The organism is Streptomyces sp. NPDC005866, from assembly GCF_040629895.1.
Lineage (GTDB): Bacteria > Actinomycetota > Actinomycetes > Streptomycetales > Streptomycetaceae > Streptomyces.
This window is the reverse complement of the sequence record NZ_JBEXWP010000039.1, coordinates 1-21,665: the sequence shown is the minus strand read 5'-3', so window position 1 is coordinate 21,665 and position 21,665 is coordinate 1. Positions and strand designations below refer to the sequence as shown.

12 protein-coding genes and 1 pseudogene are annotated in these 21,665 nt (G+C 70.9%); 10 read left to right on the top strand and 3 right to left on the bottom strand.

Annotated elements, in window-relative coordinates; translation table 11 throughout:
- Positions 1–5: 5 nt before the first annotated feature.
- Both ABZ396_RS37710 and ABZ396_RS37705 read right to left on the bottom strand, forming a co-directional pair.
- Complete coding sequence (locus ABZ396_RS37710) at positions 6–1,232, bottom strand: Ig-like domain-containing protein (RefSeq protein WP_358924436.1); 1,227 nt, start codon at positions 1,230–1,232, stop codon at positions 6–8.
- 178 nt (positions 1,233–1,410) lie between these two features.
- Positions 1,411–2,646, bottom strand: coding sequence for an Ig-like domain-containing protein (locus tag ABZ396_RS37705; protein WP_358924434.1), 1,236 nt, complete (start codon positions 2,644–2,646; stop codon positions 1,411–1,413).
- Between the two features lie 306 nt (positions 2,647–2,952).
- Between ABZ396_RS37705 and glgX the strand changes: the two genes are divergently transcribed.
- The 8 genes from glgX to ABZ396_RS37665 all read left to right on the top strand — a co-directional run bounded on the left by glgX (position 2,953) and on the right by ABZ396_RS37665 (position 17,605).
- On the top strand, positions 2,953–5,121 hold the full coding sequence (gene glgX, locus ABZ396_RS37700; protein ID WP_358924500.1) for a glycogen debranching protein GlgX: 2,169 nt from the start codon (positions 2,953–2,955) through the stop codon (positions 5,119–5,121).
- 195 nt (positions 5,122–5,316) lie between these two features.
- Positions 5,317–7,179, top strand: a complete 1,863-nt coding sequence (locus ABZ396_RS37695) for an ABC transporter ATP-binding protein (protein ID WP_358924432.1) — start codon at positions 5,317–5,319, stop codon at positions 7,177–7,179.
- Positions 7,176–9,035 (top strand): ABC transporter ATP-binding protein, encoded by a 1,860-nt coding sequence (locus ABZ396_RS37690; RefSeq protein ID WP_358924431.1) that lies wholly within the window; start codon positions 7,176–7,178, stop codon positions 9,033–9,035. The genes ABZ396_RS37695 and ABZ396_RS37690 overlap by 4 nt, the downstream gene beginning before the upstream one ends.
- 225 nt (positions 9,036–9,260) lie before the next feature.
- Positions 9,261–11,048, top strand: coding sequence for an ABC transporter ATP-binding protein (locus ABZ396_RS37685; protein WP_358926709.1), 1,788 nt, complete (start codon positions 9,261–9,263; stop codon positions 11,046–11,048).
- Complete coding sequence (locus tag ABZ396_RS37680) at positions 11,045–12,793, top strand: ABC transporter ATP-binding protein (protein WP_358926708.1); 1,749 nt, start codon at positions 11,045–11,047, stop codon at positions 12,791–12,793. The genes ABZ396_RS37685 and ABZ396_RS37680 overlap by 4 nt, the downstream gene beginning before the upstream one ends.
- Before the next feature lie 291 nt (positions 12,794–13,084).
- On the top strand, positions 13,085–15,118 hold the full coding sequence (locus ABZ396_RS37675; RefSeq protein WP_358926707.1) for a M4 family metallopeptidase: 2,034 nt from the start codon (positions 13,085–13,087) through the stop codon (positions 15,116–15,118).
- 260 nt (positions 15,119–15,378) lie between these two features.
- Positions 15,379–17,022 (top strand): M4 family metallopeptidase, encoded by a 1,644-nt coding sequence (locus ABZ396_RS37670; protein WP_358926706.1) that lies wholly within the window; start codon positions 15,379–15,381, stop codon positions 17,020–17,022.
- Positions 17,023–17,089: 67 nt separating this feature from the next.
- Positions 17,090–17,605, top strand: coding sequence for a DUF1990 domain-containing protein (locus tag ABZ396_RS37665; protein WP_358926705.1), 516 nt, complete (start codon positions 17,090–17,092; stop codon positions 17,603–17,605).
- A 68-nt stretch (positions 17,606–17,673) separates the two neighbouring features.
- Here the strand turns inward: ABZ396_RS37665 and ABZ396_RS37660 are convergent, their stop codons facing one another.
- Positions 17,674–20,298, bottom strand: a complete 2,625-nt coding sequence (locus tag ABZ396_RS37660) for a glycosyltransferase family 1 protein (RefSeq protein WP_358926715.1) — start codon at positions 20,296–20,298, stop codon at positions 17,674–17,676.
- A 132-nt stretch (positions 20,299–20,430) separates the two neighbouring features.
- Between ABZ396_RS37660 and ABZ396_RS37655 the strand changes: the two are divergent.
- Together ABZ396_RS37655 and ABZ396_RS37650 are read left to right on the top strand one after the other, a co-directional pair.
- Positions 20,431–20,610: pseudogene (locus ABZ396_RS37655) on the top strand (protease inhibitor I9 family protein); the annotation flags it as partial.
- 363 nt (positions 20,611–20,973) lie between these two features.
- Positions 20,974–21,665, top strand: a 692-nt coding sequence (locus tag ABZ396_RS37650) for a maltotransferase domain-containing protein (RefSeq protein WP_359186865.1), incomplete at its 3' end; no start/stop codon positions are given.

Sequence of the window (21,665 nt, the reverse complement as noted above, 5' to 3'; positions counted from 1 at the left end):
AACGACTACTTGGTCCATTCCTTCCAGGACATGTTCCATCCGTTCAAGCCGTTGTCCGGAGCGACCGTCTCGTCGTTCGAGTTCTTCACGGTCACCACGTCCCCGACGACCGAGTGGTCGTAGAACCAGGCGGCCGGCGTTCCCCGGTCACCCCCGCCCCGGATGTCCCGGAGTCCCACGCACCCATGGCTGGCGTTGTAGTTGCCGAAGGCGCCCCCGCCCCAGTAGTTGCCGTGGATGAACGTGCCGGACGTCGTCAGGCGCATCGCGTCCGGCACGTCCTTGATGTCGTACTCGCCGCCGTAGCCGACCGTCTCGCCGTTCATCCGGGTCACCCGCAGCTTCTCGCTGATGACCATCTGGCCGTTCCACGTGTCGTAGCCGGGCTTGCCGGTCGTGACGGCGAGGGTCTTCACAACCTTGCCGTCCTGCATGACCTTCATCGTGTGCTTCCTGGCGTCGACGACGGACACCTGGTTGCGGCCGATCGTGAACTTCACGGTCTTGGCCTGCTGTCCGTACACCCCGTCACGGCCCTCGACGCCGTTGAGGTTGAGGGTGACGGAGACCTTCGTGCCGGACTTCCAGTACTTCTCGGGGCGGAAGTCGAGGCGGTCGTTGCCGAACCAGTGACCCTCGACGTCGACCGCCGGCTCGGTCTTGACGGTGATCGCCTTCTCGACGGCGGCCGGGTCGGTGATGCCCCGGGTGAACCGTATGGAGAACGGCATGCCGACGCCGACCCTGGAGCCGTCCTCCGGCGTGAAGTAGCCGGTGAACGTGTTCTTCGGGGTGAGGGTGGTGAACGCGGAGTCCTCGGCGGACTCACGCCCCTCGGCGTCCTTCGCGACCGCGTGCACCGTGTACTTCGTGGAGTTGGCGAGGTGACCCGACGGCGTCCAGCTGGCGCCGCCGGCCGCGATCACGCCGTCGACCGCGTTGCCCTTGGAGTCCTTGACCTCCACCTCGGTCAGCTTGCCCTTGGCAGCGCTGACCCTGAGCGTTCCCTTGGTGTCCACACCGGTCGCCCCGGACTTGGGGCTGATGCTCACGGTGGCGACGGACTGCTTGCTCGCCTGTGCCGTGGAGTCCTTCTGCTTGCCGTCCCCGCTCCCCTTGTCGGTGGAGCCGCCACCGCACGCGGTGACGGCCATGAGCAGAACACCGGCCGCGACGGCCAGGCCCTTCCCCCGAGCCCGAACCGCCGCCCCCGATATCGGCCGTACGTTCAAAGTCGTTCTCCCCTCCCAGGGCCTGGTCAGGCCCACCCCGGCGCGTCCCGCACGCGCATTGGCGCATAGTAACCGGACGGTTTTGAGCTTGGTGTTGGGCGAATGTCACCGTTGCGTCGCAACTTCTGTCGCCTCGCACGGGCGCGCCCCCGCCCCTCGCCGAACCGCTCCCCACCGGTTACTTGACCGCGCCGCCCGCCTTCCAGTCCTTCCACCCCATGTTCCACCCTCCGAGGCCGTTGTCGGGAGCGACCGTTTTGTCGTTGCTGTGCACGACTTCGACCACGTCTCCGATCAGGGTGCGGTCGTAGAACCAGCCCGCGGGCGTGTCCGCGCTGCCGCCCTTCACATCGCGCAGGCCCACGCAGCCGTGGCTGACATTGACGCGCCCGGGGGCGTCCGGCGCCCAGTAGTTGCCGTGCAGGAAGGTGCCGGAGTCGGTGAGTTTGAGGGCGTGCGGGACGTCGGGGATGTCGTACTCGCCGCCGAAGCCGACCGTGCGGCTGTTCATGCGGGTCACCTCGTGCATCTCCATCACCACCATCTTCCCGTTGTAGGTGGTGTGCGCGGGCGCGCCCGCGGTGATCGGGACGGTGGCGAGCAGGTCGCCGTCGCGGCGGACCTCCATCGTGTGTTCGGACGCGTCGACGAGGGAGACCTGGCTGCGGCCGACGGTGAAGGTGAACGTCTTGTGCTGGAGGCCGTAGACCCCGCGGGCCCCTTCGACGTCGCGGAGTTCGAGGCCGACGGTGACGACCGTGCCGGGCTGCCAGTAGTGCTCGGGGCGGAAGTCGAGACGGTTCTTGCCGAACCAGTGCGGGCGGATCTCGACCGCGGGACTGGCGGTGACCTGGACGGCGCGCTCGACGGCGGCGCGGTTCTCGATCTCGCGGCTGAAAGCGAGGGAGACGATCATTCCGGTGCCGACGGTGGCGCGGTTCTCGGGGGTGACGTATCCGATGAAGCGTTCGTCGGGGACCAGTGTGGTGAAGGTGGTGTGGCGGGCGGAGCGGCGGCCGTGGCCGTCGAGGGCGACCACGTCGACGGTGTACTTGGCGGCGAGCGCGAGTTTGGGGTCGTCCGGCCGCCAGGTCATTCCGTCCGCGGCGATGTGGCCGGGGACCGGGGAGTCCTGGGCGTCCTGGGACTTGATGACGCTGACGGATTCCAGGCGGCCGCTGGGCAGCCGTACCATCAGCCGGTCGCCGGGCCGTACGGCCTTGGAGCCGTCGTCCGGGGAGATGCGGATGACGTCCTCGGGGGCCGGGGGCGCGCCCCCTAGGACGTGGTCGATGCCGAGCCCGTCCGTGTCGTCCGAGGAGCAGCCGACGGCTCCCGCCAGCAGCCCCGCCCATGTCAGTACCGCGGCCAACGCGGCCCCCGCGCGCCGTGCGCGCCGTTGTGGATGCCTCACGTGGGACTCAACGACCGGGCCCGCCCCGGGGAAACGTGAGTGCGACGCCGGCACTGGGCAGAACAGAGGGAAGGACGACGAGCTGGGGAGCCGCCGCGCCCGTGCGAGAGCCGTCGCGGGCGCGTCCGTAGCGAGCCGCCGACCGTGCCCGGGACCGGGAGTCCGGGCACGGCCGGCTGCCCGGACGCGGGTCGGGTGCACCCCGGAGGTCGGCGAGCCGCGGAACAAAAAAGGGGCCGACAGGTGACGAGCGCAGCCGAGCAGCAGGGGGCACGGGCGCGGGCCCCGAGGGCGGAGGCCCCCGCGGTGAACGGGACGGCCCTCCCCGTCCCGGCCGCATGGCCGGGGTCGTCGACACCGCTGGGTGCCCGGTTCCGGGTCGGCCCGGACGGGGTGGCCGGCACCAACTTCGCCCTGTGGGCGGCCGGGGCCGAGGCGGTCCGGCTCTGTCTCTTCGACGAGCACGGCCGGGAGACCAGGATCCCGCTGACCGAACTGACGCACGAGATCTGGCACGGGTTCGTCGCGGGTGTGCTGCCCGGGCAGCGGTACGGCTACCGGGTCGACGGCCGCTGGGACCCGTGGACGGGCGCCCGCTGGAATCCGGCGAAGCTGCTCCTCGACCCGTACGCCCGTGCGGTGGACGGCGAGTTCGGTCTGCCGCCCGAGGTGTACGGGCATGTGCGGGACTGGCCGGACCAGCAGGTCGCCGACACCGTCCGCGACGACCGGGACTCGGCGCCGTACGTCCCGAAGGGCGTGGTCGTCCACGATGACGACGACTGGTCCGACGACCACCGCCCGAAGACACCGTGGGCGGACTCCGTCATCTACGAGCTGCATGTGCGCGGCTTCACCAGACTGCACCCCGGGATACCGGAGGAACTGCGCGGCACCTACGCGGGTCTGGCCCACCCGGCCGCCGTCGAGCACCTGGTGAACCTCGGCGTGACGGCCGTGGAACTCCTCCCCGTCCACCAGTTCGCCCACGAGGACCACCTGTTGAAGCGCGGCCTCAAGAACTACTGGGGCTACAACTCGATCGGCTACTTCGCCCCGCACGCGGCCTATGCCGCCTCCGGTACGACGGGACAGCAGGTCGGCGAGTTCAAGCGGATGGTGCGGGCGCTGCACACGGCCGGGATCGAGGTCATCCTCGACGTGGTCTACAACCACACGGCGGAGGCGGGGGAGCTGGGGCCGACGCTGTCCTTGAAGGGCATCGACAACCGGGGCTACTACCGGCTCCAGGACGACGCCCGGCGCTTCGCCGACTACACCGGCTGCGGCAACACCCTGCACGTGGTCCAGCCGCATGTGCTGCGCCTGATCACGGACTCGCTGCGGTACTGGGTGACCGAGATGGGCGTGGACGGCTTCCGCTTCGACCTCGCGGCCGCGCTGGCCCGCTCGATGCACGACGTCGACATGCTCTCCCCCTTCCTCGCGGTCATCGCCCAGGATCCGGTGCTGCGCCGGGTGAAGCTGATCGCCGAACCGTGGGACGTGGGCTCCGGCGGCTACCAGGTGGGCGCCTTCCCACCGCTGTGGACGGAGTGGAACGACCGCTACCGGGACGCCGTCCGGGACTTCTGGCGCGGTGCCCTCCCGGACGTCCGCGACCTCGGCTACCGCCTCTCCGGCTCAAGTGACCTCTACGCCTGGGGCGGCCGCCGCCCCTACGCATCCGTCAACTTCATCACCGCGCACGACGGTTACACACTGCGCGACCTGGTGTCGTACCAGGCGAAGCACAACGAGGCCAACGGCGAGAACAACCGCGACGGCTCGAGCGACAACCGGTCCTGGAACTGCGGGGTGGAGGGCGAGACGGACGACGAGGGCGTACGGGCGCTGCGCAGGCAGCAGTTGAGGAACCTCCTGACGACCCTGCTGCTGTCGACGGGCGTTCCGATGCTGGTCGCCGGTGACGAGCTGGGCCGCACGCAGCGCGGCAACAACAACGCCTACTGCCAGGACAACGAGATCAGCTGGCTGGACTGGAAGTTGCTGGACGACCCGGGCTGGCGGCCGCTGTTCGACCTCACCTCCCGGCTCATCGCGCTGCGCCACCGCCATCCGGTGCTGCGCCGCCGCGCCTTCTTCTCGGGCCGCGCCCATTCGGTGGACGGGCTGCGTGACCTGGCGTGGTTCACGGCGCACGGCGAGGAGATGACCGAGGGCGACTGGTACGCGCCGGCCGCCACCCTCGGCATGTATCTCTCCGGGCGGGACATCCCCGGCCGCGATGAGCGCGGGGCGCCGGTCCTGGACGACAGCTTCCTGATGGTCCTGCACGCCGGCGACCGCCCGGCGGAGTTCCTGCTGCCGGGCCCGCCGTGGGCGGAACGCTATGAGGTGCTCGTGGACACCTCAGGGGAGGAGCAGGGCGAGGCACCGGGCGTGGTGCACGCGGCCGGCACGGCGATCACGGTGCCCGCCCGGGCGGTGCTGCTGCTGAAGGTGGCCGGCTGACATGCTCCGAGGGTCCCGTCCGGGCCGGGTCCGTCACATCGCCCGCCCCGCTGAAGGGGCATCAACCGATCGGCTGATGGGGCGTATCCAGTTGTACCGACCGCTCGAACCCGCTGGTCCTAGGTCCAGCGACGGATTCCGGTCCGGCCGAAACTCGGTAGGCGTTGTCAGTGCCGATCCGTAGGCTCGCCCCTGATGCCTCCGACACGTGCAACCACCAAGCAACGCTCCGGCGTCCGTACCCTGCTGCGCCTGTGGCCGTACGTACGGCCGGTGCGGGTGCGGCTGTCCACCGCCGCGTTCGTGGCGGTGATCGCCTCCTGTACGGGGCTCGTCATCCCGCTCGTTCTCAAGTGGATGGTGGACGGCCCGGTGGCCCACCGCGACCCCGGCGGGGTCTGGCTCGGTGCGCTGTACCTGCTGCTGCTCGGGATCGCGGAAGCGCTGCTGTTCGGGCTGCGGCGCTGGCTGGTGGCCAGACCTCTCTCCCATGTCGAGGCGGAGATGCGGGCTGACCTCTACGGCCATCTGCAGCGTCTGCCGGTCGCCTTCCACGACCGCTGGGCCTCCGGTCAGCTGCTCTCCCGGGCCACGACCGACCTGATGCTGCTCCGGATGTTCCTGGCCTTTCCGCTGACCTTCCTGCTGGTCAACGGGGTGACCATCCTCGTCGGCGTGATCATCATGCTGCTCCAGGACTGGACGCTGGGCCTGGTCATCCTCGTCCCCACCATCCCCGTGATGTGGACGTGCCTGATCTTCGAGAAGCGGTACGCGGCGGTGGCGCGGCTCGCCCAGGACCAGGTGGGCGACCTGACGACGGTGGTCGAGGAGAGCGTGCTCGGCATCCGCATCATCAAGGGGTTCGGCCGGCACCGCAGCCAGGCGCGCGCGTTCCGCGAGCTGGTGCGGACCCTGCGGGGCACGGAGCTGCGCAAGGCGCGGATGCTGGCGACGATCTGGGGCGTCATCGTCACCCTGCCGGAGGTGGCCATCGGGGCGGCGCTGCTGTGGGGGTCGATCCAGGTCGCGGAGGGCGAGCTGAGCGCGGGGACGCTGGTGGCGTTCCTGTCGACGGCACTGGCGCTGCGCTGGCCGGTGGAGTCGATCGGCTTCCTGCTGGCGATGAGTCAGGAGGCGGCGACAGCGACAGAGCGGTACTTCGAGGTGCGGGACGCGTTGCCGGAGGGCGGGGACGCTTACCGGCGCCTGCCGGGTGCCTCTCCCACTCTCGACTTCGCTCGAGCGGGGGGACCCCCGTCGCCCACCCGTGCCGCCCATGCGCCACGGCTCCCCGCCGCCACGTCGGCCGACAACGATGGCATCCGCTTCCACTCGGTCTCCTTCCGCTACCCGGACGCCTCCCCCGACTCACCCCCCACCCTCACCCACATCGACCTCCACATCCGCCCCGGCGAGTCCATGGCCCTGGTCGGTGCCACCGGCAGTGGGAAGACCACCCTCACCGCCCTGATCCCCCGCCTGCACGAGACGACCTCCGGACGGATCACCCTCGACGGCCGGGACATCACCGCCATGCCCCGCGAGGAGCTCCGCGCCCTCGTCGCCGTGGCCTTCGAGGAGCCCACCCTCTTCTCCGCCTCCGTCGGCGAGAACGTCCTGATGGGAGCCGAAGACGGCGCCGGCGAACCGGAAGTGGCGCGCGCCCTTGCCGTCGCGCAGGCGGACTTCGCACACGCCCTGCCCCAGGGCACCGCGACCCAGGTCGGCGAGCAGGGCCTCAGCCTCTCCGGCGGCCAGCGCCAGCGCCTCGCGCTGGCGCGGGCGGTCGTCGGCCAGCCCCGCTTCCTCGTGCTGGACGACCCGCTCTCCGCCCTGGACGTCCACACGGAGGCCGCCGTGGAGGCAGCCCTGCGCGACGTACTCGCCGACACCACCGCCCTGATCGTCGCCCACCGCCCCTCCACCGTCCTGCTCGCCGACCGCGTCGCCCTGCTCTCCGACGGCCGTGTCACCGCCGTCGGCACCCACCAGGAACTGCTCCGCACCAACGCCGAGTACACCCGTCTGATGTCCGGGGAGGATCACCGCCGATGACCGCCGCCACCTCCCTGCCCGCCCCCGACGAGGACGACGAACTCTCGCGCCCCAAGCCCGCCGGCGGCGACCCCTTCGACCGGGACGTCCTGCCCACCCCGCCCGGCGCCACAGCCACCCTGCTGCGCTCGCTGCTCGCGCCGATGAAGGCGCGGGTCACCGTGACCACGCTCCTGCTGCTGCTCCAGCAGGCGGCCGTGCAGGCGGGCCCGCTGCTGGTGGCGTACGCCATCGACCGTGCCGTACCGGCGTTCCGCCACCACGACCACGGCCCGCTGGTCGCGGTGGCGGTCGGCTACGGTCTGAGCGCCCTGCTCTCCGGCGGACTCCAGTACGCGTTCATCGAGGCGTCCGCGCGCGTGAATCAGGACGTGCTGCTCGACCTGCGCGGCCGTATCTTCCGGCACGCGCAGGCGCTGAGCATCGACTTCCACGAGCGCTATACGTCCGGCCGGCTCATCTCCCGCTCCACCACGGACGTCGAGTCGTTGCGCGAGCTGCTGAGCGAGGGCCTCCAGGAGCTGGTCACGGTCATCCTCTCCTTCCTGTACATCTCGGCGATGCTGCTCTGGCTGGATCTGGGCCTCGGCGCGGTGGCGGTGGCCTCGTTCGTGCCTCTGTATCTGCTGGTGCGGGTGTACCAGCGGCGGGCGGTACGGGTGTACAAGGCGCGGTCCACGGCGATCGCGGCGGTGATCGTGAAGTTCGTGGAGACGATGAACGGCATCCGCCCGGTGCGCGCGTTCCGCCGGGAGGCCGCCAACGACGCCGAGTTCGCCGTACTGAACCGCCGCCACGAACGCACCAACGGCGACGCGCTCCTCGAAATGGCGCGGTATGTCATCGGCTCCCGGCTGGTCGCCAACACCTCGGTCGCGGTGATCGTGCTGTGGGGCGCCTCCCGGGTGGCGTCCGGGTCGCTGGAGCTGGGCGTCCTGGCCGCGGCCGTCCTCTATCTGCGCCGGCTGTACGACCCGATCGACCGCCTCGGCATGTTCCTCAACTCCTACCAGTCGGCGGCCGCCTCGCTGGAGAAGATCGCGGGCCTGCTGGCCCAGACGCCGTCCGTGCCGGAGCCCTCGGTTCCCAGGGAACTCCCTCCCCTGGAGAGCGAACTGCCCGGCCGCGAGGTCGTCTTCGACGGGGTCCGCTTCGCCTACCGCACCGGCGGTGAGGTGCTGCCCCGCTTCGACCTCGCCCTTCCGGCCGGCCAGACGGTCGCGGTGGTCGGCTCCACCGGCGCCGGCAAGTCGACGCTGGCGAAACTGCTCGCCCGCTTCTACGACCCGACCGACGGCCGGGTCCTGCTGGACGGCGTGGACCTGCGCGAACTGACCGTGCCCGAACTGCGGCGCGGGGTGGTGATGGTCACCCAGGAGGCGTTCCTGTTCTCCGGCACGGTCGCCGAGAACATCGCCGTCGGCCGGCCGGACGCCACCCGCGAGGAGATCGAGCAGGCGGCGAAGGCGATCGGCGCGCACGAGTTCATCACCGCCCTGCCCGACGGCTACGACACGGACGTCCGCAAGCGCGGCGGGCGCATTTCGGCCGGACAGCGCCAACTGGTCGCGTTCGCACGCGCCTTGCTCGCCGACCCGGCGGTGCTGATCCTCGACGAAGCAACCAGTTCCCTGGACATCCCCGGTGAACGGGCCGTGCAGCGGGCCATGTCGACGGTGCTGAAGGGCCGTACGGCGGTGGTGATCGCGCACCGGCTGTCCACCGTGGAGATCGCCGACCGGGTGCTGGTGATGGAGCACGGCCGGATCGTCGAGGACGGCCGCCCGGCCGAACTCATCGCCGGCACAGGCCGGTTCGCGGACCTGCACCGGGCGTGGCGGGACAGTCTGGCCTAGGGCCTGTGGCGAAAGTCCCGCCTGCCCCGCGACGCCCGGCACGCACTCTCGCCGCACCGGGCACAAACCCAAGTACGTCCAGTACGACGGCTTGCACCCGGCACTCCCCCAGCCTCCGGCCGGGGGGACCCCCAGAGCACGCACCGGACGCCGCGGGGCCCGCCCTCCGGGCGGACGACGGGACTTTCGCAACAGGCCCTAACGGAGAGAACGGGGGGGCGCAGGGTGATCGACGCGTACGAGGATCCGGGCACGCCCGACACGCGCGGCGGCTGGTACTACCTGTGGTGGCTGGTGCACCGCCAGCCGGGCCGCTCGCTGGCCGGGGCGCTGCTGGGCAGCGTGTGGCTGACGCTGATGGCCGGGACGCCGTACATGATGGCGCGGGCCGTCGACGACGGGCTGGTGCCGGGGCACATGGCGGTGCTGGCCGGGTGGACCGCGGCGATCTTCGTGCTCGGGGCGGTCAACGCGTGGATCAGCATCATGCGTCACCGCACGATGACCCGGGTGCGCATGGACGCCTACTTCCGCACGGTCAAGGTGGTCGTCGGCCACGCGGTACGACTCGGTGCCCAACTGCCGCGCCGGGCCGGGGCCGGCGAGGTCGTCACGATCGGTGTCGGTGATGTGCACACCATCGCCCAGGCGCTGACCGTGGTCGGCCCCGGGGTGGGCGCGGTCGTCGTGTACGCGGTGGTGGCCGGCCTCCTGGTGACGATCTCGCCCCTGCTGACCGGCGTGGTCCTGCTCGGGGTGCCGGTGGTGGCGCTGCTCGCGGGCCCGCTGGCCCGGCGGCTCCAGGGCAGGGAGACCGAGTACCGGGAACGCCAGAGCGTCCTCACGGCCCGCATCGGTGACCTCGCGGGCGGCCTCCGCGTCCTCAACGGCCTCGGCGGCAAGGGCCTGTTCGCGGACGCCTTCCGCAAGGACTCACAGCATCTGCGGGCCCAGGGCTACCGGGTGGGCTCGGTCGCCAGCTGGGTCCAGGCGCTGGGCGTCGGCCTGCCCACGGTGTACCTGGCGGTGGTGACCTGGATCGCCGCCCGGATGGCCGCCCGCGGGGAGATCACGGTGGGCCAGCTGGTGTCGGTGTACGGCTATGTCGCGGTCCTGGTGGGCCCGGTGGCGTTCTTCCTGGACATGGGCTACCAGCTCAGCCGGGGCGTGGTGGCCGCACGCAGGGTGGTACGACTGCTGCGCCTGGAGCCGGAGCCGGACGAGGGCACCCAACCGGCCCCCGCCGACCCCGCCGTACTGCACGACCCTGAGTCGGGCGTACGGGTCCGCCCCGGCCGGCTGCAAGCCCTGGTAGGCGCCAGCCCGACGGAAACAGCCACGGTGATCGACCGGTTGGGCCGCTACACCCCGTCGAACGTGACTTGGGGAGAGGCTCGACTGGACGCCGTACCGCTGCCGGAGGTACGGGCCCGCATCCTGGTCGCCGACAACGAGGCCCACTTCTTCGCCGACACGCTCCGCAACGCCCTAAGGGGCGCGGGGCGGTATCAAATGTGCGGCTACCGCCGCGTGGGCGCGACCAGCCCCCACGCACCCGCAGCCGCCGCTCAACCCGTAGACGCACCCCCTGATGCGCACATCCCCCAAGCCCTCCACGCAGCCGCAGCCACCGACATCCTCCACGCCCTCCCGAACGGCCTCGGCTCCGAACTTTCCGCCCAGGCCCGCAACCTCTCCGGCGGCCAACGCCAACGCATCCGCCTGGCCCGCGCCCTCCTCACCGACCCCGAGGTCCTCCTCGCCGTAGAACCGACCTCCGCCCTGGACGCCCACACCGAGTCCCTCGTAGCGGAACGCCTCCGCACCGCACGCGACGGCCGCACCACCCTCCTCACCACCACCTCCCCCCTGCTGCTGGCCCGCGCCGACGAGGTGATCTACCTGGTCGACGGCAAGGTCGCGGCGACCGGCACCCACGAGGACCTGCTGGAGGACGAGCCCGGATACCGCGCCCTGGTGGCCCGGGACGCGGAAGAGGAGGTCGTCCGGTGACGACGAGCACGAGCCAACTCCCCGTCGCAGGACGGGCCGACGTACGCCGGGCCCTGCTCCGCCTGGTGCGGGCCGACCGCGCGGCCTTCTCCGCCGCGCTGCTGCTGAACGCGCTCGCCGCCGCCGCCGGGCTGGTCGGCCCGTGGCTGGTGGGCCGGATCGTGGACGCGGTGCGGGCCGGCCGTGGCGTCGGCGCCGTGGACCGCCTCGCCCTGTGGATCCTGCTCTGCTCACTCGCCCAGCTGCTGCTCGCCCGCTCCGCCCGCTATCTCGGCCACCGCTTCGGCGAGCGGACCCTGGCCCGGGTGCGCGAGGAGTTGGTGGACCGGGCGCTCGCGCTGCCCGCGTCGGTCGTGGAGCGGGCCGGTACCGGGGACCTGACCGCGCGCGGCACCTCCGACGTGAGTGCCGTCGGCACCACGCTGCGGGACATCGGACCCGAGCTGCTGGTCAACATGGTGCAGGCGCTGTTCGTGATGAGCGCGGTCTTCGTACTGGATCCGACTCTCGGAGTGTTCGGGGTGCTCGGGCTGACCCCGATCTGGATCGCCCTGCGCTGGTATCTGCGCCGGGCCCGGGACGGCTATCTCTCGGAGGGCGCGTCGACCTCCGGGGTTGCGGAGATCGTCACGGCGACGGTGGCGGGCGCGCGCACGGTGGAGGCGTTCCGGCTCCAGGAGCAGCGGATCGCGGCCAACCGGGACGCGCTGGAGGCCAACCGGAAGGCCCGTTTCCACACGCTGTACCTGCGGACCGTGTTCTTCCCGGCGGTCGAGGTGTCGTACTCCGTGCCGGTGGCCGGGGTGCTGCTGATCGGCGGGCTGCTGCATGTCGGTGTCGGCGTGGTGGTGTCGGCGGCGCTGTATCTGAAGCAGTTCACGGAACCGCTGGACCAGATCCTTATGCGGGTGGAACAACTCCAGTCGAGCAGTGCCTCGTTCGCCCGGGTGGAGGGGCTGGCGCAGGCCCCGCGGGCGGAGGCGGACGGCGGGTCGCCGGCTCCGGCGGACGACCGGATCGATGTGCGCGAGGTGCGGTACGCCTATGAGCGCGGCGGCGAGGTGCTGCGCGGGGTGGATCTCACGGTGCGGCCCGGGGAGCGGCTCGCGGTGGTCGGGCCGTCCGGCGCCGGGAAGACGACACTGAGCCGGCTGCTGGCGGGTGTCGACGCGCCCGGGTCGGGCACGGTGACCGTGGGCGGGGTGCCGATCGCCGGTCTGGAGCCGGAGCGGCTGCGACGCCAGGTCGTCCTCGTCACCCAGGAACACCATGTCTTCCTCGGTACGGTCCGGGCCAACCTGCTGATCGCCGAACCGGCCGCGAGCGACGCCGACCTGTGGACGGCGCTGACGGCTGTCGGCGCCGACGGCTGGGTCCGCGGCCTCCCCGGCGGCCTCGACACCCCGCTCGGTACGGGCGGTTGTGCCACGGACGGCTCCCAGGCCCAGCAACTCGCGCTCGCCCGCGTGGTGCTGGCGGACCCGCACACGCTGATCCTGGACGAGGCGACGGCACTGCTGGACCCGGCGACCGCCCGGCACGCCGAGCGTGCCCTGGCAGCGGTGCTGGAGGGCCGTACGGTCATCGCCATCGCCCACCGGCTGCACACCGCGCACGACGCCGACCGGGTGGCCGTGATGGAGGACGGCCTGGTCACCGAACTCGGCACCCACGAAGAGCTGGTGGCGGCGGGCGGGGCGTACGCGGCGCTGTGGGCGACCTGGCACGGCGACAAGACGCGCTGAGATCCCCCGGCCAGAACAAACGGTCCGCATACCGGACTTGAACATCCGGTCAACGAACCATTTCCGGCCAAATTTCTGACGCGGTCCTGACAGATCGCGTTTTCTGGTGCCACTCTTCCCACGGCCGACTCACAGCAACCCCACAGAGTCACCGCGTCGCTGCCGGGTCCGGCACTGCACCCGCACGTGGTTCCGCGTTCCGCCTGTTCCGCATGTTCTGCCCGGACGGCCCAACCGCCGTCCGGATCTCCCCTGGCCGTGTGACCCGCGGCCACGCAGAAGGAGTCAGTGTTGAGAAGCAGTTCCTCTCGCAGACGCACCCCCCGCCGCACCGCAGTAGTGGCCCTCGCCGGCGTCACCGCCCTGATCGCCGCGGCCGTCCAGTCGGGCGCCGCCAGCGCCACGCCGGCCGCGCCGCAGGCCGGCGAGATCAACCCCGCTCACGCCGCCGTCAAGCTCTCGCCCTCGCAGCGCGCGGAGCTGCTGCGTGACGCGAGTGCCGAGAAGGCCGCCACCGCCAAGGCGATAGGCCTCGGCACTCAGGAGAAGCTGGTCGTCAAGGACGTCGTCAAGGACACCGACGGCACGCTGCACACGCGCTACGAGCGCACCTACGCGGGCCTGCCGGTCCTCGGCGGCGACCTGATCGTCGACACCGCCAAGTCGGGCGCCACCGAGCGCGTCGTCAAGGCGAACAACGCCGGCATCAAGGTCGCCGGCCTCACCGCGGCCGTGAGCGCGGCGAGCGCCGAGAAGCAGGCCGTCTCCCGCGCCAAGGCCCTCGGTTCCACCAAGCCGGCCGCGGACGGCGCCCGCAAGGTGATCTGGGCCGGTTCCGGCAAGCCCGTCCTCGCCTACGAGACGGTCGTCGGCGGCTTCCAGGACGACGGCACCCCGAACCAGCTGCACGTCATCACCGACGCGGCCACCGGCAAGAAGCTCTTCGAGTACCAGGGCATCGAGAACGCCGCCGGCACCGGCAACACCCAGTACAGCGGATCGGTCTCGCTGACGACGACCCAGTCGGGCTCGACGTACAACCTGACCGATGGGGACCGCGGCAACCACAAGACGTACAACCTGAACCACGGCACGTCGGGCACCGGCACGCTGTTCTCGCAGTCGAGCAACACCTGGGGCAACGGCACCACGTCGAACGCGGCCACCGCCGGCGCCGACGCGCACTACGGCGCCGCCCAGACCTGGGACTTCTACAAGAACTCGTTCGGCCGCAGCGGCATCAAGAACAACGGCGTCGCCGCCTACTCCCGGGTCCACTACGGCAACGCGTACGTCAACGCGTTCTGGGACGACGGCTGCTTCTGCATGACCTACGGCGACGGCACCGGCAACGCGGACCCGCTGACCTCGCTGGACGTGGCCGGCCACGAGATGAGCCACGGTGTCACCTCGAACACCGCGGGCCTCAACTACAGCGGTGAATCGGGCGGCCTGAACGAGGCCACGTCGGACATCATGGGCACCGGAGTGGAGTTCTACGCCGCCAACTCCTCCGACGTCGGCGACTACCTCATCGGCGAGAAGATCGACATCAACGGCAACGGCACCCCGCTGCGCTACATGGACAAGCCGAGCAAGGACGGCGCCTCCAAGGACAGCTGGTACTCGGGGCTCGGCGGCCTCGACGTGCACTACTCGTCCGGCCCCGCGAACCACTGGTTCTACCTGCTGAGCGAGGGCAGCGGCGCCAAGGTCATCAACGGCGTCAGCTACAACTCGCCCACGGCGGACGGCCTTCCGGTCACCGGCATCGGCCGGGACAAGGCCCTGCAGATCTGGTACCGCGCGCTCACCACCAAGTTCACCTCGACGACCAACTACGCCGCCGCCCGCACCGGCACCCTCGCGGCGGCGGGTGAGCTGTACGGCACGACGGGCACCGAGTACAAGGCGGTGCAGGACGCCTGGGCGGCCATCGCGGTCGGCGCCCGCTCGGGCGGTGGCGGCGGTACGGGCACCTCGTACGAGAGCACCACAGCGGTGTCGATTCCGGACAACGGACCCGCGGTCACCTCGTCGATCACGGTCTCGGGCAGGACCGGAAACGCGCCGAGCAACCTCCAGGTGACGCCGAATATCAGCCACACCTGGCGCGGTGACCTGGTGATCGACCTCGTCGGTCCGTCCGGGACCTCGTACCGCCTGAAGAGCTTCAGCTCGTCCGACTCCGCGGACAACGTGACGGACACCTACACGGTGAACGCCTCGTCGGAACCGGCCAACGGGACCTGGACGCTGAAGGTGCAGGACCAGGCCGCCCAGGACACAGGCAAGATCAACAGCTGGAAGCTGACCTTCCCGTAAACCGCAGGACACGGGCGTGAGCCGCGGGCGCCGTCCGGGGGGTTCGACTCCCCCCGGACGGCGCCCGTTTCACCTGCCCGCAATGTTCACCCAACACCTGCTTTTCGGCCAACATCACTTCAAGGTCCTGACATGTACGCGACCTTGATGTCACTCTTCCCTCACCCGTCGCACAGCACAGCACAACAACTTCACAACCCCACAGCCGGGTTCGGTAACCCCACACCGTCCCGGACTCCCCACATCCTGAAGGAGCTTGAGTGAGCCCCCTCTACGCGCGTCACCAGCGCACCACTCTGGCCATCGCCACCGCTGTCGCCGCCGGCGCCCTGCTCACCACGGGTCTGACCGCCAACGCCTCCGCCGCCGGCAAGCAGCCGTTGGCCGGCGCCCCGACCCTGCTGTCCAACTCCGTTCGCACCGCCCTCATCCAGAAGGCGCAGGCGGACGTCGCCGAGACCGCCCAGCAGATAGGCCTCGGCGCCAAGGAGAAGCTGGTCGTCAAGGACGTCGTGAAGGACGTCGACGGCACGGTCCACACGCGCTACGAGCGCACCTACGCGGGCCTGCCGGTGCTCGGCGGCGACCTGGTCGTGCACACGGCCAAGTCCGGCAGGACCGAGGCTGTCACCAAGGCGACGAAGACGGTCATCAAGGTGGCCTCCCTCAAGCCGCAGATCACCACCGCCAAGGCCGAGAAGCAGGCGCTGACCGCCGCCAGGACGCTGGGCTCCACCAAGTCCGCGGCCGACGGTGCCCGCAAGGTCGTCTGGGCCGGCTCCGGCAAGCCCGTCCTCGCCTACGAGACGGTCGTCGGCGGCTTCCAGGACGACGGCACCCCGAACCAGCTGCACGTCATCACCGACGCGGCCACCGGCAAGAAGCTCTTCGAGTACCAGGGCATCGAGACCGGCACCGGCAAGAGCCTGTACTCCGGCACCGTCAGCCTGAACACGACCCTCTCGGGCTCGACGTACCAGCTGTACGACACCACGCGCGGCGGCCACAAGACGTACAACAAGTCGCACACCACCAGCTCCTCGACGGGCACGCTGTTCACCGACGCGGACGACACGTGGGGCACCGGAGCGGCGTCCTCGTCGACCACCGACCAGACGGCGGCCGTCGACGCCGCCTACGGCGCCCAGAAGACCTGGGACTTCTACAAGAACGTCTTCGGCCGCAGCGGCATCAAGAACAACGGCGTCGCGGCCTACTCCCGGGTGCACTACGGCAACGCGTACGTCAACGCGTTCTGGGACGACAGCTGCTTCTGCATGACCTACGGCGACGGCACCGGCAACACCCACCCGCTGACCTCGCTGGACGTGGCCGGCCACGAGATGAGCCACGGTGTCACATCCAACACCGCGGGCCTCAACTACAGCGGTGAGTCCGGCGGCCTCAACGAGGCGACCTCCGACATCATGGGCACCGGCGTCGAGTTCTACGCCGCCAACAGCAACGACGTCGGCGACTACCTCATCGGCGAGAAGATCAACATCAACGGCGACGGCTCCCCGCTGCGCTACATGGACCAGCCCAGCAAGGACGGCGGCTCCGCCAACTACTGGTCCTCGACGGTCGGCAACCTCGACGTGCACTACTCGTCGGGCGTCGCGAACCACTTCTTCTACCTGCTGAGCGAGGGCAGCGGCAGCAAGACCGTCAACGGGGTCTCGTACAACTCGCCCACATACAACGGCTCCACGGTCACCGGCATCGGCCGGGACAAGGCGCTGCAGATCTGGTACAAGGCGCTGACCACGTACTTCACGTCGACCACCAACTACAGGTCGGCCCGCACCGGCACGCTCTCGGCGGCGGCCGCCCTGTACGGCTCCGGCAGCACCGAGTACAACGCGGTGGCGGCGGCCTGGACGGCGGTCAACGTCACCGGCTGATCCGTCGGTCATCAAGGGCGACCCCCGGGACGAAGGCATCCTCGGGGGTCGCCCTACGCTCTCTCCCATGTCCTTCACGTACGAGGCGGTCGGCGCGACCCGCGAGGACCTCGCCGCCTGCCCGCCCGGCTTCCACCCCCTCCATGTGCGCACGCGTATAGGCGAGGGCGACGAGGTCTTCCGCCATGCCGCCGAGGCGGTCCTCACCTGGGAACTCCACCGCGCCCTGGGCGTGGGCATCGAGGCCTCCGCCGACCGCGCGGCCCCCGGCGTGGACGTCACCATCACGCTCGGGGGCCTCATCAAGGCCCCATGCCGGATCGTCTGGACGGCGGAGGAGTCCCGCCGGGTGGGCTGGGCCTACGGCACCCTCCCCGGCCACCCGGAGTGCGGCGAGGAGGCCTTCGTGGTCACCCGCACCGGCGACGGCACGGTCTGGCTGACGGTCGCGGCCTTCAGCAAGGCCGTCAAGTGGTACACCCGCGCGGGCGGGGCGGCGAGCCGGGGGTTGCAGAACGCGTACGCCCGCCGCTGCGGGGCGGTGCTACGGAGGCTGTGCGCGCCGTACGACGACCAGGGCTGAGCGGCTACGTCACTGCCCCAAACGGGGCGGGGCAGCCGTGCGACCGCCCCGCCCCGACGCCCCGACGGCTACCGCATCAGCAACCCCGCCCCGTCCACCGCGCCCTCCGAAGGAGCCGTCACCAGGCCCAGCTCCGCGCCGGACGCCAGCAGGCGGTGGGACGGAAGGATGCGGACCGTGTAGCCGTAGGGCCCGGTGCGGTCCAGGGAGAGGGGGCCCTCGTAGGTCCAGTGGCCCTCCAGGTCCGGGCCTCCGGTCGGCTTCAGCGGCACCGTCGTCGCGTCCGTGATGCGGTCCTCGGAATCGACCCGGCCGGAGACCGCCTGGACCTCCACGTCGTCGGGGGCGAGGTCGCCCAGGCGGACGCGGACCCGCAGGGCGAGGGTGGCGCCCAGCTCGGCGGTGGCCGTGGCCGCGGTGGTCGCCACATGGTCGACCGACACCCCGTGCCAGGCGGCCCGCACCCTGCCCTTCCAGGCGGACAGTTCGCGGGCCGTGCCGGAGGTCATGGACCGGTGTGCGTGGGCCGCCGGGGTGTACAGACGCTCCACGTACTCACGGACCATGCGGCCCGCCAGTACCTTCGGGCCCAGCAGGGTCAGCGTCTGGCGGACCATCTCGATCCAGCGGTCCGGGAACCCGGTCTGGCCGCGCTCGTAGAAGCGGGGGGTGACCCGTTGTTCGAGGAGGTCGTAGAGGGCGGCCGCCTCGATGTCGTCCCGGCGCTCGGGATCCGTGCCGGCGCCGTCCGCCGTCGGGATCGCCCAGCCGAAGTCCGGCTGGAACCACTCGTCCCACCAGCCGTCCAGGACGGAGAGGTTGAGGCCGCCGTTCAGCGCCGCCTTCATCCCGCTGGTCCCGCACGCCTCCAACGGGCGCAGCGGGTTGTTCAGCCAGATGTCGCAGCCGGGCAGCAGCTTCTGCGCCATCGCCATGCCGTAGTCGGGCAGGAAGACGATCCGGTGCCGGACACGCGGGTCGTCGGCGAACCGGACCAGCTCCTGGACCAGCCGCTTGCCTCCGTCGTCCGCCGGGTGCGCCTTTCCGGCCACCACGACCTGGATCGGCCGCTCGGAGTGCAGCAGGAGATCCATCAGACGGTCGCGGTCGCGCAGCATGAGCGTGAGCCGCTTGTACGACGGGACGCGGCGGGCGAATCCGATGGTCAGCACGTCCGGGTCGAGGGCGCTGTCGATCCAGCCCAGCTCAGCCGTCCCCGCACCCCGTTGCCGCCAGGACGCGCGCAGCCGCTCCCGCACCTCAAGGACCATCTGCTCCCGCAGATTCCGGCGCAGGTCCCAGATCTCCTGGTCGGTGACATCGGCGACCGTGTCCCAGCGCTCGGTGCCACCGACGGTCAGCGCCTCCTCGCTACGGCGGTCACCGAGCTGCCTCGCCCCCAGCCTGACCACCTCCGGCGCCACCCAGGTCGGGGCGTGCACCCCGTTGGTCACGGAGGTGATCGGCACCTCGTCGGGGTCGAATCCCGGCCACAGTCCGGAGAACATCTCCCGGCTGACATTGCCGTGCAGCAAGGAGACCCCGTTGGCGCGCTGGGCGAGCCGCAGCCCCATCACGGCCATGTTGAAGAGGTTGGGCTCGCCGCCCGGGTAGGTCTCCATGCCGAGCCGCAGGATGTGCTCGACATCGATGCCGGGGAGTTCGGCGTCGGAACCGAAGTGGTGGGCGACCAGCTCACGGTCGAAGCGGTCGATGCCCGCCGGGACGGGGGTGTGGGTGGTGAAGACGGTACCGGCGCGCACCGCTTCCAGCGCGGAGTCGAAGTCCAGCCCCTGGGCGCAGAGTTCGGCGATCCGCTCCAGGCCCAGGAAGCCCGCGTGACCCTCGTTGGTGTGGAAGACCTCCGGCTCGGGGTGACCGGTCAGCCGGCAGTACGTCCGTACGGCGCGCACACCCCCTATCCCGAGCAGCATCTCCTGGAGCAGCCGGTGTTCGCTGCCGCCGCCGTAGAGCCGGTCGGTGACCCCGCGTTCGCCGAGGTCGTTCTCCTCCACGTCCGAGTCCAGCATCAGCAGGGGCACCCGGCCCACCTGGGCCAGCCAGATCCGGGCGCGCAGCAGCCGGCCGCCGGGCAGGGCGAGGGAGACATGCGCAGGGGTGCCGTCGGCTTCCTTCAGCGGCACCACCGGGAGTTCGTTCGGGTCCAGGACGGGATAGTGCTCCTGCTGCCAGCCGTCCCGGGACAGGGTCTGCCGGAAGTACCCGTGCCGGTACAGGAGGCCGACGCCGATCAGCGGTACGCCGAGGTCGCTGGCCGACTTGAGGTGGTCGCCGGCCAGGATGCCGAGGCCGCCCGAGTACTGGGGCAGGGCGGCCGTGATGCCGAACTCGGGCGAGAAGTAGGCGACGGCCGCCGGGAGTTCGCCGGCCTGCGGCCGGGTCTGGTACCAGCGGTCACCGGTCACATAGTCGTTGAGATCGTCGGCGGCCGCCGTCAGCCTGCGCAGGAAACGGCGGTCACCGGCCAGCTCGGCGAGCCGCGCCGGCGGCACACTGCCGAGCAGCCGCACCGGATCGCCCTCCGAGGCGGCCCAGCGCTCGGGGTCGACGGCCTGGAAGAGGTCACGTGTCTCGGCATGCCAGGACCAGCGCAGATTACGGGCCAGGTCACTGAGGGGACGGAGGGGGTCGGGGAGAACGGGACGGACGGTGAACCGGCGGATCGCCTTCACATTCCACTCCACGCGTTCGTGGTGAGAGCCGTACGGCGGTGTGCGGCTCGGCGTTCCTCAGACGGTACCGGTGTCGAGGGGGCCATTGCCGGGGGCTCGGCTCCCAGACCCCCGTTCGGTCCGAAAGACCCCGTCGCCAGCCGCTATGGGGTGAAAATAAGCCATACTTACGACACCGTGCTGAACGGCTACACCGTCCGGGCAAGCGCTGCCCAGGCCCGGCGGCTCGCCACGGACTCGCGGGTCGCCTCCGTCGTCCAGGACAGCCGCGTACGGCTTGAGCGCACCCAGAAGAACCCGCCAACCGAAGGCCCGGCCCCGCCCGGATCGCCAAGGCCCTGATTGCGGAGGCGGCGAGCGGGAAGGTGACCGGTACGGGGCCCGGGTCGCCGAACAGACTCCTCCGGGTACCGAAACCGTAAAGCGTTTTCTCCTATGCGAACACGCCACCGGCCCCGTTCGTGCGGAACGGGGCCGGTCTTGTGCGTAGACGTACGGCTGAGAAGTTAACAAAGTGCCGGATTGCCCACCCGAATAGGGTGGGAAGGCTCCTCCGGTACACCCCGAAGACACAGCACTGATACCCGGCACAGGTAGACCCTCAGGTGAACCCGCAGGACTCCCCTCCCCACCATCCATCCGCCCACACCCACGTCGCCGCGGACAGGAGCGGTCATGCCCGCCACGCACCAGTCGTCAGCACCTCCGACACAGCGCACCTCACCCGGCGCCACACCCCCCGCGGACGAGGCCACCGCCGTCGGCCGCATACCCGTCCTCGACGTCCGTCCGCTGGTCCAGCAGGGGCGCCGGCCCGCAAAAGCGGTGACCGGGGAGTCGTTCGAGGTCTCCGCCACCGTCTTCCGCGAGGGCCATGACGCCGTCGCCGCCAATGTCGTACTCAAGGACGCGAAGGGCCGCCCGGGTCCCTGGACCCCGATGCGGGAGCTCGCCCCCGGCACCGACCGGTGGGGCGCCACGGTCACCGTCGAGGGAAAACCGGGGCGTTGGACCTATCAGGTCGAGGCCTGGGGAGATCCGGTCACCACCTGGCGCCACCACGCCCAGATCAAGATCCCGGCGGGCATCGACACCGATCTGGTCCTGGAGGAGGGCGCACGGCTCTACGAACGGGCCGCCGCCGGCGTCCCGAAGTCCAGGAAGCGGGAGATCCTGCTGGCCGCCGCGGCCGCCCTGCGCGACGAGGAACGGCCCGCCCCCTGGCGCCTGGCCGCCGCCCTCACGCCGGAGGTCGACAAGGTCCTGGCCCGGCATCCGCTGCGGGAGCTGGTCACCGCGTCCGAGCCGCTGCCGCTGCTGGTCGAGCGCGAGCGGGCCCTTTTCGGCTCCTGGTACGAGTTCTTCCC